Source organism: Arthrobacter sp. alpha11c (assembly GCF_054149985.1).
On the sequence record NZ_CP196747.1, the window covers coordinates 482,721 to 498,905 of the forward strand.

A 16,185-nucleotide genomic window follows, 5' to 3' on the forward strand; every position below is an offset into this window, starting at 1 on the left:
GCTGGGGCAGGAGTGTTGCCACATATGGATAATGACCAGGTTGTAGCCGTTAATGACGAGGCAGCTACCGCGGAAACTGCGGAAGCGCCCAAAAAGACCACCCGGACACGGCGCAAGGCTGCGCCCAAAGCGGTCGAAACAGCCGCTACTGAAGAAGCAGCCGGCGAAGCCACCGGTACCGAACCGACCGAAGCAGCTGTCAAGGCGCCGGCGCGCCGTAGCCGCGCGCGCAAGACAACAGTGCCGGCCGAGCCCCTCCCGGGTTTTGATGATCAGGCCGGAGTAGCGTCCCAGCCGGAAACCGATGCCGAGCCTGCCCCTGAAAAGCCGGTCCGCCGTCGTCGGACTACCAAGCCCAAGGACGTTGAGGCAACGGCCGCTGAGACGCCTGCAGCCGTTGCTGAAACCACTGAAGAAATCACGACGCCGGACGCAGTGTCCCAGCCTGCGCCGGCTACCCCGGACGCCGTCCCCGCCGAGGAAGAAGCTGAAGCACCCGAGGAGTCCGCCCCCGGTTCAACGTCGTTGTTCCTGGAGCCGGTGTCCATTACGTCCATGATCTTCCAGGCCCCTGACCTCAGCACCGTGGCACGTCCGGCCGTCGAGGAAAAGGCCGAAGAGGCTGAAGAAGAAACTCCGGAAACCGGGTCAACTGACGAGCTGGAGGATTCCGGCAGCCGTCGTCGTCGCCGGAGCCGCGGCCGCCGTGGCCGCCGCGGAACAGAACGGGATGAGACCGAGTCCGAAGACGGTGCAGAGACTGAGGATGACGAAGATGCTCCGGTAGCGGAAGCGCTCGAAGAGGGCGTCACGTCGCGTCGTCGTCGGCGTCGTCGCCGCGGTGACCAGGATCTCGAACTGACGGGCGGCTCTGACGATGACCCGCCCAACACGGTGACCCGTGTCCGCGCGCCCCGCCCGATCACTGAGACGGCCCCGTCAAACCGGGTTACCAGCGTTAAGGGTTCCACCAGGCTTGAGGCCAAGAAGCAGCGCCGGCGCGAGTCCCGGGAGACCGGACGCCGCCGCCAGGTGATTACAGAAGCTGAGTTCCTTGCCCGCCGCGAGTCCGTGGATCGCCAGATGATCGTCCGCCAGCGCGACGACAGAATCCAGATCGCGGTCCTTGAAGACGGCGTATTGGCCGAGCACTTTGTGTCCAAGACCCAGCAGGACTCCCTCATTGGCAACGTGTACCTGGGCAAGGTCCAGAATGTTCTGCCTTCCATGGAGGCTGCTTTTGTTGACATCGGACGTGGCCGCAATGCGGTGTTGTATGCCGGTGAAGTGAATTGGGACGCAGTCAACCTTGAGGGCCAGCCGCGCCGGATCGAGAATGCCCTGAAGTCCGGTGATTCCGTCCTGGTGCAGGTTACCAAGGACCCCGTTGGCCATAAGGGCGCCCGCCTCACCAGCCAGATTTCCCTGCCGGGCCGCTACCTTGTGTACGTGCCGGGCGGTTCCATGACTGGTATCTCGCGCAAACTGCCCGACGTCGAACGCAACCGCCTCAAGCGCATCCTCAAGGACCGCTTGCCGGAGAACGCCGGCGTCATTGTACGCACAGCCGCTGAAGGTGCGTCCGAGGAAGAACTGACGCACGACATCAACCGTCTGCGCGCGCAGTGGGAAGGCATCGAGGGGCAGGCGTCCTCCACCAAGGTGCTGGCTCCGGAACTGCTCTACGGAGAACCTGACCTCACTATCAAGGTTGTCCGGGATGTCTTCAACGAAGACTTCTCCAAGTTGATCGTTTCCGGAGACGACGCCTGGGACACCATCGAGGCTTACGTCACCTACGTTGCTCCCGATTTGGTGGGCCGCCTTGAGAAGTGGACCAAGGACCAGGACATTTTCGCTGCCTGGCGGATCGACGAACAGATCCACAAGGCACTGGAACGCAAGGTATTCCTTCCCTCTGGTGGTTCCCTGGTCATCGACCGCACAGAAGCCATGACCGTGGTGGACGTCAACACGGGTAAGTTCACCGGCAGCGGTGGAAACCTGGAAGAAACCGTCACCAAGAACAACCTTGAGGCGGCTGAGGAAGTGGTTCGCCAGCTTCGCCTGCGCGATATCGGTGGCATCATCGTCATCGACTTCATTGACATGGTCCTCGAATCGAACCGTGACCTGGTGCTCCGCCGTTTGGTGGAATGCCTGGGCCGTGACCGCACCAAGCACCAAGTGGCCGAAGTGACGTCGCTGGGCCTGGTGCAGATGACGCGCAAGCGCATGGGCACAGGCCTGCTTGAGGTGTTTGGTGAGCAGTGCGAGCACTGTGCCGGGCGTGGTGTCGTCACCCATGATGAGCCCGTGGAACACCGACGCGCCAACGTTGTGGCCGCCGAGCACCACCGTCCGCACGCCGAACCCCAACAGCCTGCTGCACGCACTGATCGCAAGCGTCGCCGTGGGAAAGGTGGGGGACCGGCAATGGCCGAAGTGGCCCCTACGGTCCACAGCACGCCTGCCGCCCCCGCGGCTCCGGCAGCCACGGAGTCCGTGGACCCGGCCCGCCAGGCGAAGGCTGAGGCGACCAGGGCAGCTCTTGCCACCATCGCCGCTGCAGCGCATGCCGCCCACTTGCACGATGACGAGGTTCACCGTGCGGAGGAGCTGGCCCGCGCAGCAAGCCAGCAGGGTCACACCGATGAATCCGCCCCTGAAGCTGCAACCGGCGATGCCGGGGTACCGGCTGCACGTGATGCCGCCAGTCATGAGGCTGCGGTTCGGGAAGCACGCTCCACTCCTGTTCTGCGTTTTGGTGGCGAAGAAGTGGCTCTTCCGTTTGTGGAACACCATGAGGAACCACCTGCCGGTAAGCCGGCCATGAGCCTGGACCTGTTGGCAGAGGCATTTTCGCACCTCGGTGCCGCACCGGCTGCAGAGGAAGAGGCGAGGACTTCGGTGTCCGAACCTGCGACTGCTTCCGCCGTTTCCCCGGGCAGCGCTTCTGCTGTCACTACCGATGAGCACGATCATTCATCGCGTTCCCGTGGCCGTCGCGGCCGAAGGAACCGCAGTGCAAGCAGGGCGCAGGGTTCCGCAAACGAAACCAGCGTGGAACATCACGACGTAACTGCTGCCGCCGCAGGTGGATCGGCCCATGAGGCCAAGGCGCCGGCAGCTGCAGAGCCTGCCAAAAAGAAGGTAGCGGACGAGCCCATCATCCTTGGGGTGGGAGTTCCTGCTTCCGAGTTGTAGGCACGGCAAAAGCAGTGACAGTCGTTAAGTAATGAGAGTGACAGTCGTTAAGTAGTGAGACAGTCCCGCAGCATCCGTTTATGGCGGATGCTGCGGGACTTTTTTGTTGCTGCCGGTCACATCCATTCCCCGCGGCCGTCCGGTTCCCGGGCCGGCGGGGTTCCGGGCTACGCTTGGAAACTGACACGGGGTGCCGGGCACTGGGCCTGGCTGAGATCCAGACCCGTTGAACCTGTCCGGTTAGCACCGGCGAAGGGATGTCCACTATGGCTTCATCGTCGAATTCCGCTGTCTACCCTGTCTACCCCACTGGTATCGGAGCAGTCCCGGCCCGCCCACATCCGCGGGTGCTCAGCATTGCCGGCTCGGATCCTTCTGGCGGCGCGGGAATCCAGGCAGACCTGAAGAGCATCGCAGCGCACGGCGGCTATGGCATGGCTGCCATCACGGCTTTGACGGCCCAGAACACCCTGGGCGTCAGCGCAGTCCATGTTCCACCTGTGGAGTTCCTGCGTCAGCAACTGGAGGCGATCAGCAGCGATATTGACATTGATGCGGTCAAGATCGGGATGTTGGGTGACGCGGCCGTCATCGACGAAGTCCGTAACTGGCTCGAAGAGGTGCGTCCCGCCGTCGTGGTCCTTGACCCGGTGATGGTGGCCACCAGTGGCGACCGTCTTCTGCGTGAGAGCGCCGAAGCATCTTTGCGCAGCCTCTTGCCGTTGGCGGATCTCATCACCCCAAACCTTCCCGAACTGGCGATGTTGTTGGGTGAGCCCGAAGCCCCGGATTGGGCCACGGCGCTTGACCAAGGCAAGCGACTGGCTGCTGAGTGTGGAACGACGGTTTTGGTGAAGGGCGGCCATTTGGCAGGAAACGACTGTTCGGATGCGCTGGTCAATACGAGTGGCTTGCTGCGGCAGGACGTGATCGAGGTGCCTGGGCCCCGAGTGGATACCAGGAACAGCCATGGAACGGGGTGCTCACTCTCCTCGGCATTGGCCACGGTCCAAGCCCGCAGGGGCAACTGGGAGGCGTCCCTCCGCGAGGTCAAGCCGTGGCTGCTGCAGGCCCTCGCGGCGGCCGACCGGCTCGAGGTAGGCAACGGCAGCGGGCCGGTTCACCACTTCCACCACATGGAGCCAGCGCTGAATCCTGCCGGGAAGTCCGGCGACTTTGCCGCGCGGCTGTGGGCCGAAGCTGCACCGGAATTGGACGCAATTTACGGCCTCGGCTTCATTCGGGGCCTGCAGTCCGGGCGCCTCCCGGAGCCCCAGTTCAACTACTACCTCGCCCAGGACGCCATCTACCTGAACGGCTACTCGAGGGTTTTGGCGCGGGCAGGTGCACTTGCCCCCACTGAAGAAGAGCAGCTCTTCTGGGCAAAATCATCGCAACTCTGCCTTGAAGTGGAGTCCGAGCTCCACCGGGACTGGCTGAGCACGCGTCCGGCTTCAACAGAGACCGGACCCGTGACAAGGTCGTACGTGGACCATCTGCTGGCGACGTCGGCGTCGGGCAGTTACGCCGTTTTGCTGGCGGCAATCCTGCCCTGCTACTGGCTGTACGCGGAGGTAGGGCAACAACTTCACGCGGCGTATGTCCAAGCAGGTGCTCCCAGCGACCACCCTTACGCCGCATGGTTGAAGACGTACGCGGATGAAGAGTTTGCTGCCGCAACCCGGAAGGCGATCGACTTTACCGATGCTGCGGCAGTTGGCGCCTCTGTGCAGGAACACAAGGCCATGGTTGACGCCTTCGCCCAGTCCTGCCGCTACGAAACTGCCTTCTTTGATGCCCCCAGGCTCTTCGCCTGAGCAGGGCTTCCGAGCTTGCCGCGTGGAACAAATTCACAAAGCTCCAGCGCGTCGCGGGCCAAACCGCAGTATCCCCGCGCAAATCCTGTAGGCTGTATGGGCACGGTGCCGGGAGAGTCCGTTACAACTGGTGACGCAAGTCACCCGATAGCCTCCGGACCCGGCCTCATTTGCAGCTGAAGGTCAAACTAGCGTAATCTTGATCTTCGGTGCTTACGCCAACACTTGGGTTATGCCCCTTGGAATTGTTCATGGGATGACTCGCGGGCTTCGATCTGAAGTCCACGGCGTTGAGGCACAGCGCGAACCAAGCCTGATTCCGGTTCAAGGTTCCGCACGCAAATTTAGTAAGAAACGTCGAGAGAAGTGAGTACCCAAGTGGTGTACGCGATTGTCCGCGCAGGCGGCCGCCAAGAAAAAGTTTCCGTTGGAGACTACGTAACGCTTAACCGCGTCCCCGGTGGAGCCGGCAGCACGCTTGAGCTGCCCGCCTTGCTCCTGGTTGACGGCGACAAGGTCACGTCCGCTGCCGCGGACCTGGCCAAGGTCACGGTCACGGCTGAGATCCTTGAGGACCTCCGCGGTCCCAAGATCGTCATCCAGAAGTTCAAGAACAAGACCGGCTACAAGAAGCGCCAGGGTCACCGTCAGGAACTGACCAAGATCAAGATCACGAGCATCAAGTAACTTTCGTTACTCTGTTCAGATTTTCAGTTTCCCCAGAAATTTAGAGGCAGGCATTTCACATGGCACACAAAAAAGGCGCGAGCTCCACTCGCAACGGTCGTGACTCCAACGCACAGCGCCTCGGCGTCAAGCGTTTCGGTGGCCAGGTAGTTTCCGCAGGCGAGATCATCGTTCGCCAGCGTGGAACCCACTTCCACCCCGGTGCAGGCGTCGGCCGCGGTGGCGACGACACCCTGTTCGCACTCGAGGCCGGTGCGGTTGAGTTTGGTACTCGCCGCGGCCGTCGCGTAGTGAACATCGTTGCTGCTGCAGCTGCAGAGTAACAACAAGTTCTGAACCGGTGGAGCGGGCCAAACGGCCCGCTCCACCGTTCTTTAACCGCATTACAATCGATTAGGGCGTCTATGGGCGCTCTGATTTATGCAACAGCGCTGGCAACAGCAAGAGGAGATTCACGTGGCGAGCTTTGTAGACCGGGTAGTCCTGCACGTATCCGGCGGAACCGGCGGCCACGGCTGTGTCTCTGTCAAGCGGGAAAAGTTCAAGCCACTCGGCGGACCTGACGGTGGCAATGGTGGCAATGGTGGAGACGTCATCCTTCGGGTGTCCGCGCAGACCACTACCCTGCTGGATTATCACCACGCCCCCCACCGCCACGCCACCAACGGTGGCCCTGGCATGGGCGATTGGCGCGGCGGCAAGAACGGCGAAACCTTGATCCTTCCCGTGCCGGACGGCACCGTGGTGAAGACCAAGGACGGCGAAGTGCTGGCTGACCTCGTTGGCGAGGGCACGGAGTATGTTGCGGCTGCAGGTGGCCAGGGAGGCCTCGGAAACGCTTCACTTTCCTCCCAGAAGCGCCGTGCACCCGGATTTGCGCTGCTTGGCATCGAAGGCGAATCCAGCGACATCGTCCTGGAGCTGAAGTCCATCGCCGATATCGCCTTGGTCGGATTCCCGTCCGCAGGAAAGTCCAGCCTCATTGCAGCGATGTCAGCTGCCCGGCCCAAGATCGCCGATTACCCCTTCACCACCCTCATTCCCAACCTTGGCGTCGTCCAGGCTGGCGACATCCGTTTCACCATCGCCGATGTGCCCGGACTGATCGAAGGCGCCAGCGAGGGCAAGGGCCTTGGCCACAACTTCCTGCGCCACGTCGAGCGCTGCGCGGCCCTGGTTCACGTCCTGGACTGCGGAACCCTGGAATCGGACCGTGATCCCCTCTCCGACCTGGCCATCATCGAGGCGGAACTCGAGAAGTACGCCGTTGACATGAGCTACGCCGGCGTCGACGGCGAGGTTGTGCCCTTGAACGAACGTCCCAAGCTTGTTGTCCTGAACAAGGTGGACCTTCCTGACGGCAAGGACATGGCTGAGTTCGTTCGTCCGGAACTCGAAGCACGCGGCTACCGGGTCTTCGAAGTCTCGGCAACCAGCCACGAAGGCCTGCGCCAGCTTGGCTTCGCCATGGCGGAGATCGTCAAGGCCGCACGGGATGCCGTTGAGACTGCGCCTCCCAAGGTTGCCCCGCCTGTCCTTCGTCCGCGCGCCGTCAACGAGAGCGGATTCCGGATCCGCCGCGAGGAAAAGAACCTCGAACCGTTGTTCCGCGTCCTTGGCGAGAAGCCTGTCCGCTGGGTCAAGCAGACCGACTTCACCAACGAGGAAGCCATTGGCTACCTGGCTGACCGCCTGGCCAAGCTTGGTGTCGAAACTGAGCTCTTCAAGGTTGGTGCCAAGCCTGGCGATACCGTGGTCATCGGTGAGGACGATGGCGTGGTCTTCGACTGGGAGCCCACCATGATGGCCGGTGCCGAATTGCTGGCAACTCCCCGCGGTACCGACATCCGTGTTGCTGACATCGGCGACCGTCCCACCCGTTCACAGAAGCGCGATGAACAGCTTGAGCGCCGCGAAGCCAAGGCTGCTGCCCGCGCCGAACTGGAAGCCGAGCGCAAGGCGGGCATCTGGACTGAGTCCGTCAGCCGCCGTCGTGCCCAGCCTGTGACGGAAGGCAACCTGGATACCGGTGATGACGACTAGGACCGTCGAAATTCCGAACGAAGAGGTTCTTGAGCGCCAGGCCCTGGCCACTGCCAAGAGGATTGTGGTCAAAGTTGGCTCGTCGTCGCTGACCAGTATCAAGGGTGGCATCTCCGAGAAATCGCTGACCTCGCTGGTTAATGCGCTGGCGGACAAGCGAAACGCAGGCACTGAAATCATCCTCGTTTCTTCGGGTGCTATTGCGGCTGGCCTTGCTCCGCTGGGGCTGGCCAAGCGCCCGAAAGATCTTGCGACGCAGCAAGCTGCGGCCAGCGTGGGGCAGGGCCTGCTGATGGCGCGCTATACGCAAGCTTTCAGCGCGCATGGGGTCACGGTCAGCCAGGTCCTGCTGACGGCTGACGACCTCATGCGCAGGACGCAGCACACCAACGCGTTCCGGGCCCTGGATCGCTTGCTGAATCTTGGCGTCGTTCCCGTCGTCAATGAGAACGACACCGTCGCAACCCACGAGATCCGCTTTGGCGACAACGACCGCCTCGCGGCTTTGGTGGCCCACCTGGTCCGTGCCGACGCGCTCGTGTTGCTCTCCGACGTCGATGCCCTCTACGACGGTCCGCCCTCCCATGGCGCCAAGCGGATCGCTTTGGTTCGCGGTCCGCAGGACCTCGAAGACGTGACCATTGGCAAGGCGGGCAAAGCAGGTGTGGGCACCGGTGGCATGATGACCAAGGTGGAGGCAGCGTCCATTGCAGCGGGCTCGGGCATCCACGCCTTGGTGACGTCCACGGCGAACGCCGCAGCAGCCCTTGCGGGGGAGGACGTGGGAACGTGGTTCGCCGTGAATGGCAATCGCAAGCCCGTGCGCCTGTTGTGGTTGGCGCATCTGGCAACGGTTCACGGGCGCTTGATGCTCGACGACGGCGCGGTGAAAGCCGTGCGCGACCGGCACAGGTCGCTCCTTCCTGCGGGCATTTCGGACATCAGCGGTGATTTTGAAGCCGGTGACCCTGTGGAAATGGTGGCCTCGGACGGGACCGTTGTGGCGCGTGGCCTGGTGAACTATTCCTCGGAAGAGCTTCCCCGCATGCTTGGCCGCACCACACAGGAGCTTGGGCAGGCGATGGGCAGGGGTTACGACCGCGAAGTTGTTCATGTTGACGACCTCGTACTCCTTCGGGCCGTCCGCTCATCTAAACTTGGAACATGACTGAAGCGCTGACCCCTGACGCCCCTGTGATTTCCGACGTTTCCGGTGCCGCCGGCCAGACGCCGGAGAGCCCTGTGGCAGGCGGCGTTCCGTTGTCACCGGAAGACGTCCAAACCGCGGTACACGCGATTGCAGACCGTTCCCGCAAGGCTGCCCGACGCATGGGACAGGCCAACCGGGCCTGGAAGGATCGCGCCCTGCGTGCCATCGGGACCGCTCTTCAGGAGCGCCGGAAGCACGTGCTGGAAGCAAACGCGAAGGACGTCGCCGCAGGCCGTGCCAATGGTACGTCTGCCGCACTCCTGGACAGGCTGACACTGACACCTGCCCGCATTGATGGCTTGGTTGCGGCTTTGGAGAACCTTGCTGGCCTGCCGGATCCCGTGGGTAACGTAGTCCGAGGCCAGACCCTTCCCAACGGCTTGCGCTTGCGCCAGGTCAATGTCCCCATGGGCGTTGTTGCCGCTATTTATGAAGCCCGCCCCAATGTCACGGTGGATATTGCCGGTCTGGCGCTCAAGAGCGGTAACGCCGTCATCCTGCGTGGCGGATCGGCAGCTGCGAACACCAACGAGGCCTTGGTGCAGATTCTTCGGGAAGCTCTGGATTCGGTAGGCCTGCCTGCCGATGCTGTTCAGACCGTGGACCAGTACGGCCGTGAGGGCGCCAACGTTCTCATGCGTGCCCGTGGCCGCGTTGACGTCCTGATTCCCCGCGGTGGACGGGACCTTATCCAGACTGTCGTGACCAACTCTGCCGTGCCTGTAATTGAAACAGGTGAAGGCAACGTGCATATCTTCATCGACGAATCAGCAAACGAAGAGATGGCCGTTGACATTCTCTTGAATGCCAAGACCCAACGTCCAAGCGTTTGCAACACCGTCGAGACCCTCCTCGTCCACTCGGGCTCCACCGTGCTGCCTGCCGTTGCCGCCGCACTTCGCTCTGCCGGAGTCAGGCTCCACGTGGATGAGCGGATTGCCGCCGCCTTGGGCAAGGACGTTGAAACCGTTCCGGCCGACGACGACGATTGGGCCACCGAGTACATGGACCTGGACCTCGCTGTGGCCATGGTGGACAACCTTGATGATGCCGTTAATCACATCCGGAGGTGGACCACCGGACACACCGAAGCGATCCTGACGAACAACCTGGCCAACGCCGAAAGATTCATCGCTGAAATCGACTCGGCCGCCGTCATCGTCAACGCTTCCACGCGATTCACCGACGGCGGCGAGCTCGGGCTCGGAGCAGAAGTGGGCATTTCCACCCAAAAGCTGCATGCCCGCGGGCCCATGGGCCTCACGGAACTCACCACAACCAAGTGGATCGTCCAAGGCGAAGGCCAGATCCGCGGGTAGCTACGCGGTAACATAGAACAGAAGTCCGGAACGGCGGGGAGTCCCGCCGTCGAAAATCCTTGAGAACCAACTAGGGGAGAAGATGCTGTTTCAGCAGATCGCCACGTCCATAGCAGCCCAAACAGAAGGCGGCCACGAAGCGCCCGCCCCGCTCTGGGCCGAGCCGTGGGTCTTCGGAGTCAGCATGTTTGCTCTCCTGCTGGTTTTGATGTTCGTTGCTCTCTCGTACACCAACCTCGGCAACCGTCACGAGGCTGTAGAAGAGCACTCGGATCCGCACCGCCAGCACCCGAACAAGCACACCCACAAGCAGGGCCACTAACATTATCGCCGCAACTCCGCGCGGGGAGTCGGAGCGCAGGCTCCGGCTGGGCGTGATGGGTGGAACTTTTGATCCCATCCATCACGGCCACCTTGTGGCTGCAAGTGAGGTTGCCGCCAAGTTCGATCTCGACGAAGTCGTTTTCGTGCCTACTGGCCAACCTTGGCAGAAGTCCAGCAAGCAGGTCAGCAAACCCGAGCATCGCTATTTGATGACCGTGATCGCCACGGCGTCAAACCCGAGGTTCACGGTGAGCCGGGTTGATGTTGACCGCCCCGGACCCACTTACACCATCGACACCCTGCGCGATCTGAGGGCCCAGCGACCCGACGCTGATCTGTTCTTCATCACTGGCGCTGACGCCTTGGCCCAGATTCTGTCCTGGAAGGACGTTGACGAACTCTGGTCTTTGGCGCACTTCGTTGGTGTAACGCGCCCTGGCCACGAACTGGACGGCATGGGCAGGGAAGACGTCAGCCTCCTGGAAGTTCCAGCTATGGCGATTTCTTCAACGGATTGCCGAACACGCGTAGGTGCCGGGAACCCCGTCTGGTACCTCGTGCCCGATGGCGTGGTGCAGTACATCGCCAAGTATGGTCTGTACGCCGCGCACTCTGGAACCGCGCAGCCGGGGGCAGGGGAGCTGGCCCCCGCACTATCCGGATCAGACGACCAAGCACGTACTGAATGAGTTTTGAATGAGCAGCCAGGAACAGCGACCCATCCGCAGCAGGCGTGAGCTTCGCCGCGCCCGCGAAGAGAACCAGGAGCCGCAGGCCGAAAGCTACACCACCCCAGGTAGTGGACGCAGCGGAGAATGCTGTAACTGGTCGTAATCGTCGTGCTGCGGATGCGCCTGTAGACGCAGTCGGTGCCGCCGCGCAGGAGCGGTCCTCCCAGATCCGCGCCCGCGATCGCGCGGCGCTGCGTACCATCAAAGAGCTAGCAGACAAGGAAGAGCAGCTCTCCGGCGGTGGACCACCAACACGTCGCCAGCTTCGCCTGCAGCAACTCCAGGCGGAAGTAGCCACCTCTGCCAACCCCATCGTCCCCATGCCTGGCGGCAAACCAGCCGACAAGCCAGCCGACCAGCCAGCCGCTAAACCCGTGGATGCCAAGGCTGCGCCGGATGCGGGCGCCAAGGGTTCCGACGACGATTCGGCAGCCAGCGCTGGTACCGCAGAATCTGAAATGTCTGTGGAGCAGGCACTCGCGGTACGTGAACTGATCGCTGCCCAGGTCCAGAATCAAACCGCCAAGCTTGAGCACATTGCCGAGCAAGATCCACTGGCTGTCGATCCTGAAGTCCTCGCCCAGCAGATTGCCCTTGCCGAGCGCGCTGCGGTGCTGAACAAGCGAGCAGCGGCCAAGCAGAAGCTCGCCGAACAGAACCAAGCCGAAGCCAAGGTCCCTGCAGCAGCGGCCTCGGTGGGCCCCTCCACTGCCAACAACCTTGCCATGGTCACGCCCTTGGAGTTCGTCAAGGTTCCCGGCATTGAACGCCCGGTCATGAAGCGCCCCAGCACCACATTCGTGCCTCTCGTGACGTCGCCGGGTCCAACCCTTGGTACCGGCAACGCCCCGGCAGGCGGAAAGGGCACACGTGGCCGTTCGGGTGTTCTCGCCCGTGCCGAGGCTGTGGCAAGGAACGCGCGGAAGCGCCCTGTCGCCGTCGACGAACAGCTTGAAGAAGCGCAGCGTCCGCCGATTGCTGCCAGCGCGGCCTACGGGCTTGACCCTTTGGACGCCAACACGGCCGGCTTGGCCCGGGCCCAGCGCAACAGGCTGCTGCAGCTCGGCGTCCTGGCGTTGGGTGTTGTCGCGCTCATCGTCGGCATCATCATGATCACCAGCGGTTAATTTCGCTAGAACCCGGCTAACGCCATTTACAGGCCATCGGCCACAACAAGGAGTCCCGTGTCTGCACATGAACAATCCATCACCCTCGCCCGCCACGCCGCGCGTGCTGCGGCCGACAAACTGGCAGAAGACATCGTTGCCCTCGATGTCAGCGAACGCCTCGCCCTGACTGACGTCTTCCTGATTGCCTCTGCGCCCACAGAACGCCAGGTCAACGCAATCGTTGATGGCATCGAGGAAGAACTGATGAAGCAGGACCTTCGCCCGGTTCGTCGGGAAGGCCGTTCCGAAGGCCGCTGGGTGCTCTTGGACTACGCGGACATCGTCATCCACGTCCAGCACGCCGAGGACCGTGTTTTCTACGCCCTGGAGCGCCTTTGGAAGGATTGCCCCGTAGTTGACCTTGAACTGGGGGATGACGCCTCGGCAAAGGCCGCGCCAGCAGGGGAATCAGAGCTCTAAACATGGGCCGGCATCCGAATATGCCCGATTTGGAATTTTCGGAAACGCTGTTCTAAGATATTTGAGTTGCTTCGGCGCGGATGGCTGAGAAGTTGCGCGGATGACTGAAGAGTTGATCGTGAAGCAGCAAGAATATGGGGCTGTGGCGCAGCTGGTAGCGCACCTGCATGGCATGCAGGGGGTCAGGGGTTCGAGTCCCCTCAGCTCCACTCTTGAGGTTCTGCCCTTCTTCGTGATGAAGAAGGGCAGAACCTTTTTTGTGTTGTTTCGACTAGTTGCCGGGTCCCGGCTGCTGGCTGTCAGCGCCCGCTTCGATGGCCGGCAGCATGAATTCCCACATCTCGTCAATGCGGCGAAGTACGTCCGTGCGGGCAGTGAGGACGTTGGAAACCATCTGGACTCCGGTGAAGGAAGCAACCAGGTAGCGGGCAAAGGCGGTGGGATCCAGCGTGGTCCGGACTGCACCCTCGGTTTGGGCTTGGCGGAGCAGATTCTCCACGGTGTCAATCCAGTCCTGGTAGGGGCCCGAGATATCGGCATCAAATGCGGATGCTTCAAACGTCAGGCGGATCCCGCCCTGGACAATCGCTTCTTCCAGTAATTGCCGGCCAAACATCCTGCAGAGCGCAATGATCTTCTCCAGGGCAGGCACGCTTGAGGCCACAATGGCCGCACCCGCCGCGAGGACCAGCGCGTGCTGCTCCTGGATGACGGCCAGGGCGAGCTCCTGCTTGGACGTGAAGTGGAAGTAAAGTGCTCCCTTGGTGACTCCGGCACGCTTGGTGATGTCGCTCAGGCTTGCATTGCCGTACCCAACTTCTGCGAAGACATGGGCGGCGCCTTCAATAACGGAAAGGCGGGTGTCTTTCGCACGTTGCTGCATGGGCGGTGGGGGAGCCTCTCACTTGTTCCGTTGTGGGACGGCCAGCAGAAACGCGCCGCCGGACCCCACAACGCTACCATCGTGCATAAATTTAAGGCCGTAAAACCGACTGGACGGTTTGGTTTATTCTTCCCGTGATTCTAGACTTCAAGAGGAGTCGCGCCGGCTTGGGCCTGATGGGACTCCCGTGCAGCCGTTTGGGGGGAGGTGCGGTGGAGCGATCCAGCGCACCCCGGCTGCGGGGTTGCGGGTTCAGCAGGGCAGAAATGCCCGCTGTTCCCCGTGATGGGCATCACGCTCCCGTGATTTCGCTTCTCGGGGGATTGTGGTTAGTATTGACGAGTTGCTTCGGCGGGAAGGGAAATCTTCCTGCAGAAATCAACGAGATCCGGGGCTGTGGCGCAGCTGGTAGCGCACCTGCATGGCATGCAGGGGGTCAGGGGTTCGAGTCCCCTCAGCTCCACTTCGGATAAAAGACCCCGCTCGGGTGAGCGGGGTCTTTTGCTTTCTGGTTCCTTTGCGGGATTCGTGGGTTAGCGGGCCGGATTCCTATTCCGGGCGGACGGCGAACTCGGCTGCACTGAGGAATTCGATGCCTTGGAAGGGCTGATCGCCTACTACCCGGGCGTGGTGTCCCGGTGGGATCGTGTAGGAATCGCCGCCGGAAATGCTGATTTGTCCACCGTCGTTGGTTTCCACCTCAAGGGCGCCGGAAACGCAGAAGCCTACATGGCTCAATTGGCAGGAGTCTGTTCCCACTACTGGTTTGATGCAGTCGTCCCACGTCCAGCCGGGTTCAAAGGTGGTCCGGCCGATTGTGTAGTCTCCGACAGTAACGATCTCAACCGTTGTCTTGTCCGGACTGCGCGTTTCGTCGGGGGAGTTAAGTGACTTCACTTGGAGTTGCGTGACAACATTGACACTCATTGGTTTGCTCTCAGGGAGGGAGCCGGTTAAGTGCGGTCCCGGGGCCTGGCTCGTGGGCGGGGCGGGACCGGTGCCTGCTGCCGTCAGGGTATGGGTTCGCCATCCGATACGGCAACAGGTGCTTGGCATGTTGCATCATCCACATTCCTCCGAAGGCAGCATGAAGTCGAGACACTAAAGCGAACGAATTCTTACGTAGTCTGCATCAGCCGCCCCTGGAAAACTAACAGCGCAAGAAAACCCTCAAGGAAAGCGAGAACGCGATCGTGGCCGCACAGGAACTGGAGCCGTTGTTCGGCAGGCTGCGCAGGTTCCCCGATGTCGAGGCGGACAACCTTCAGGCATATGACGCCACAGACAGGCTGTTGCTGCAAGTGGCCTCGGAGCATATCCATCCGGAAACCAAAGCTGTTGTTATCGGCGACCGGTATGGTGCCCTGACGCTGGGCGCTTTGGCGGGGAGCGGCGTCGGGCACGTCCGCGTTAACCAAGATCTCTACACCGGCAGGCTTGCGCTTCAGCGCAACGCGGAAGCAGCTGGCCTGCAGGGACAGTTCAGTTCCCACGAATTGGGGGCTGAACTATTGGAGGGCGCCAATCTGGTGCTCATGCAAGTGCCAAAATCGCTGGCGGAGCTGGAGGAAAACGCCGACGCCGTTGCCCGCTATGCAGCGCCGGATGCGGTCCTGCTCGCAGGGGGTCGCGTCAAGCACATGTCCCTGGGTATGAACAAAGTGCTGGACCGTTATTTCTCATCTGTCCAACCGCAGCTTGCCCGGCAGAAGTCCAGGGTGTTGGTGGCCAGCAATCCCAAAACGGTTTCCAGTGAGCCTCCCTACCCTGTTGTGGAGCAGCTGCCGGAATTGGGGATCACGGTTTGTGCTCATGGTGCTGCATTTTCCGGTGCACGCCTTGACATAGGAACCCGTTACCTCCTGACCTTCCTGGACCGGATGCCGGAAGCGCGACGGGTTGTGGATCTGGGGTGTGGGACCGGCATTCTTGCCACGATGTTTGCACGGCACCAGCCAGGGGCGAGCCTGATGGCAACTGATCAGTCGGCGGCGGCTGTGGCATCAGCTATGGCCACGGCGGCTGCCAATGGACTGGAAGACCGGATTTCCGTGATCCACGACGACGCCCTGTCAACGTTTGATGCAGGCAGTGCGGATCTTGTCCTGTTGAATCCACCTTTCCATCTTGGAGCCAGCGTGCATGCCGGCGCTGCCCTGAAGATGTTCGAAGCGGCCGCCCGCGTTCTCGCGCCCGGCGGCGAGCTGTGGACTGTGTACAACAGCCACCTGCAATACCGTCCCTCCCTTGAGCGGCTTATAGGTCCCACCGTGGAGGAGGGCCGGAACCCGAAGTTCACGGTGACGCGGAGTCGTCGTGGATGAGCCGGTCCCGCGCTTCCAGGCGGGAATTTAGTGTCATCGTTACCAAGCCCT

14 protein-coding genes, 2 tRNA genes and 1 riboswitch are annotated in these 16,185 nt (G+C 62.0%); of the genes, 14 read left to right on the plus strand and 2 right to left on the minus strand.

What is annotated here, in order from left to right; all coding sequences use genetic code 11:
* Window positions 1–24: 24 nt before the first annotated feature.
* The 12 genes from ACTAQJ_RS02240 to ACTAQJ_RS02295 all read left to right on the plus strand — a co-directional run bounded on the left by ACTAQJ_RS02240 (window position 25) and on the right by ACTAQJ_RS02295 (window position 13,136).
* Complete coding sequence (locus ACTAQJ_RS02240; protein ID WP_498700409.1) at window positions 25–3,207, plus strand: Rne/Rng family ribonuclease; 3,183 nt, start codon at window positions 25–27, stop codon at window positions 3,205–3,207.
* Window positions 3,208–3,383: 176 nt separating this feature from the next.
* A riboswitch (TPP riboswitch) is annotated at window positions 3,384–3,482 on the plus strand.
* Window positions 3,474–5,024, plus strand: coding sequence for a bifunctional hydroxymethylpyrimidine kinase/phosphomethylpyrimidine kinase (locus ACTAQJ_RS02245; RefSeq protein WP_498700411.1), 1,551 nt, complete (start codon window positions 3,474–3,476; stop codon window positions 5,022–5,024). (Overlaps the previous riboswitch by 9 nt.)
* A gap of 378 nt (window positions 5,025–5,402) precedes the next feature.
* A complete protein-coding gene (gene rplU, locus ACTAQJ_RS02250) occupies window positions 5,403–5,711 on the plus strand; it encodes a 50S ribosomal protein L21 (protein ID WP_216925647.1) in 309 nt (102 codons plus the stop codon).
* Between the two features lie 59 nt (window positions 5,712–5,770).
* Entirely contained in the window at window positions 5,771–6,034 is a 264-nt protein-coding gene (gene rpmA / locus ACTAQJ_RS02255) for a 50S ribosomal protein L27 (RefSeq protein WP_021470683.1), read from the plus strand.
* Between the two features lie 133 nt (window positions 6,035–6,167).
* Window positions 6,168–7,754: a GTPase ObgE gene (obgE, locus tag ACTAQJ_RS02260; protein WP_498700413.1), complete on the plus strand. Its 1,587-nt coding sequence runs from the start codon at window positions 6,168–6,170 to the stop codon at window positions 7,752–7,754.
* Window positions 7,744–8,922, plus strand: a complete 1,179-nt coding sequence (gene proB, locus ACTAQJ_RS02265) for a glutamate 5-kinase (protein ID WP_498700415.1) — start codon at window positions 7,744–7,746, stop codon at window positions 8,920–8,922. Before obgE ends, proB begins: the two co-directional genes overlap by 11 nt.
* Window positions 8,919–10,283 carry a glutamate-5-semialdehyde dehydrogenase gene (locus ACTAQJ_RS02270; RefSeq protein ID WP_498700417.1) on the plus strand — a complete coding sequence of 455 codons (1,365 nt, stop codon included), beginning with the start codon at window positions 8,919–8,921 and terminating at the stop codon, window positions 10,281–10,283. Before proB ends, ACTAQJ_RS02270 begins: the two co-directional genes overlap by 4 nt.
* A gap of 82 nt (window positions 10,284–10,365) precedes the next feature.
* Window positions 10,366–10,605 carry a hypothetical protein gene (locus ACTAQJ_RS02275; protein WP_224090660.1) on the plus strand — a complete coding sequence of 80 codons (240 nt, stop codon included), beginning with the start codon at window positions 10,366–10,368 and terminating at the stop codon, window positions 10,603–10,605.
* Between the two features lie 55 nt (window positions 10,606–10,660).
* Complete coding sequence (gene nadD, locus ACTAQJ_RS02280; RefSeq protein ID WP_498700419.1) at window positions 10,661–11,296, plus strand: nicotinate-nucleotide adenylyltransferase; 636 nt, start codon at window positions 10,661–10,663, stop codon at window positions 11,294–11,296.
* Between the two features lie 110 nt (window positions 11,297–11,406).
* Entirely contained in the window at window positions 11,407–12,465 is a 1,059-nt protein-coding gene (locus tag ACTAQJ_RS02285) for a hypothetical protein (RefSeq protein WP_498700420.1), read from the plus strand.
* 57 nt (window positions 12,466–12,522) lie between these two features.
* Window positions 12,523–12,927, plus strand: a complete 405-nt coding sequence (gene rsfS / locus ACTAQJ_RS02290) for a ribosome silencing factor (protein ID WP_216925495.1) — start codon at window positions 12,523–12,525, stop codon at window positions 12,925–12,927.
* Between the two features lie 136 nt (window positions 12,928–13,063).
* A tRNA-Ala gene (locus ACTAQJ_RS02295) sits at window positions 13,064–13,136 on the plus strand.
* Window positions 13,137–13,198: 62 nt separating this feature from the next.
* On the opposite strand, the gene ACTAQJ_RS02300 is transcribed toward ACTAQJ_RS02295, so the two are convergent.
* Window positions 13,199–13,810, minus strand: a complete 612-nt coding sequence (locus ACTAQJ_RS02300; protein WP_498700423.1) for a ScbR family autoregulator-binding transcription factor — start codon at window positions 13,808–13,810, stop codon at window positions 13,199–13,201.
* Window positions 13,811–14,200: 390 nt separating this feature from the next.
* On the opposite strand from ACTAQJ_RS02300, the gene ACTAQJ_RS02305 reads away from it, so the two are divergent.
* Window positions 14,201–14,273: transfer RNA gene (locus tag ACTAQJ_RS02305), tRNA-Ala, on the plus strand.
* An 86-nt stretch (window positions 14,274–14,359) separates the two neighbouring features.
* On the opposite strand, the gene ACTAQJ_RS02310 is transcribed toward ACTAQJ_RS02305, so the two are convergent.
* Window positions 14,360–14,737, minus strand: a complete 378-nt coding sequence (locus ACTAQJ_RS02310; RefSeq protein WP_498700426.1) for a cupin domain-containing protein — start codon at window positions 14,735–14,737, stop codon at window positions 14,360–14,362.
* Window positions 14,738–15,003: 266 nt separating this feature from the next.
* Between ACTAQJ_RS02310 and ACTAQJ_RS02315 the strand changes: the two genes are divergently transcribed.
* On the plus strand, window positions 15,004–16,134 hold the full coding sequence (locus tag ACTAQJ_RS02315) for a class I SAM-dependent methyltransferase (protein WP_498700430.1): 1,131 nt from the start codon (window positions 15,004–15,006) through the stop codon (window positions 16,132–16,134).
* The last annotated feature ends 51 nt before the right edge of the window (window positions 16,135–16,185 follow it).

Excerpts from the sequence above, each read along its gene's own strand:
- rpmA (WP_021470683.1), top strand. The coding sequence starts at position 5,771 with ATGGCACACAAAAAAGGCGCGAGCTCCACTCGCAACGGTCGTGACTCC.
- ACTAQJ_RS02270 (WP_498700417.1), top strand. The coding sequence starts at position 8,919 with ATGACTGAAGCGCTGACCCCTGACGCCCCTGTGATTTCCGACGTTTCC.
- ACTAQJ_RS02245 (WP_498700411.1), top strand. The coding sequence starts at position 3,474 with ATGGCTTCATCGTCGAATTCCGCTGTCTACCCTGTCTACCCCACTGGT.
- proB (WP_498700415.1), top strand. The coding sequence starts at position 7,744 with ATGACGACTAGGACCGTCGAAATTCCGAACGAAGAGGTTCTTGAGCGC.
- ACTAQJ_RS02240 (WP_498700409.1), top strand. The coding sequence starts at position 25 with ATGGATAATGACCAGGTTGTAGCCGTTAATGACGAGGCAGCTACCGCG.
- ACTAQJ_RS02310 (WP_498700426.1), bottom strand. The coding sequence starts at position 14,737 with ATGAGTGTCAATGTTGTCACGCAACTCCAAGTGAAGTCACTTAACTCC.
- ACTAQJ_RS02275 (WP_224090660.1), top strand. The coding sequence starts at position 10,366 with ATGCTGTTTCAGCAGATCGCCACGTCCATAGCAGCCCAAACAGAAGGC.
- nadD (WP_498700419.1), top strand. The coding sequence starts at position 10,661 with ATGGGTGGAACTTTTGATCCCATCCATCACGGCCACCTTGTGGCTGCA.
- ACTAQJ_RS02300 (WP_498700423.1), bottom strand. The coding sequence starts at position 13,810 with ATGCAGCAACGTGCGAAAGACACCCGCCTTTCCGTTATTGAAGGCGCC.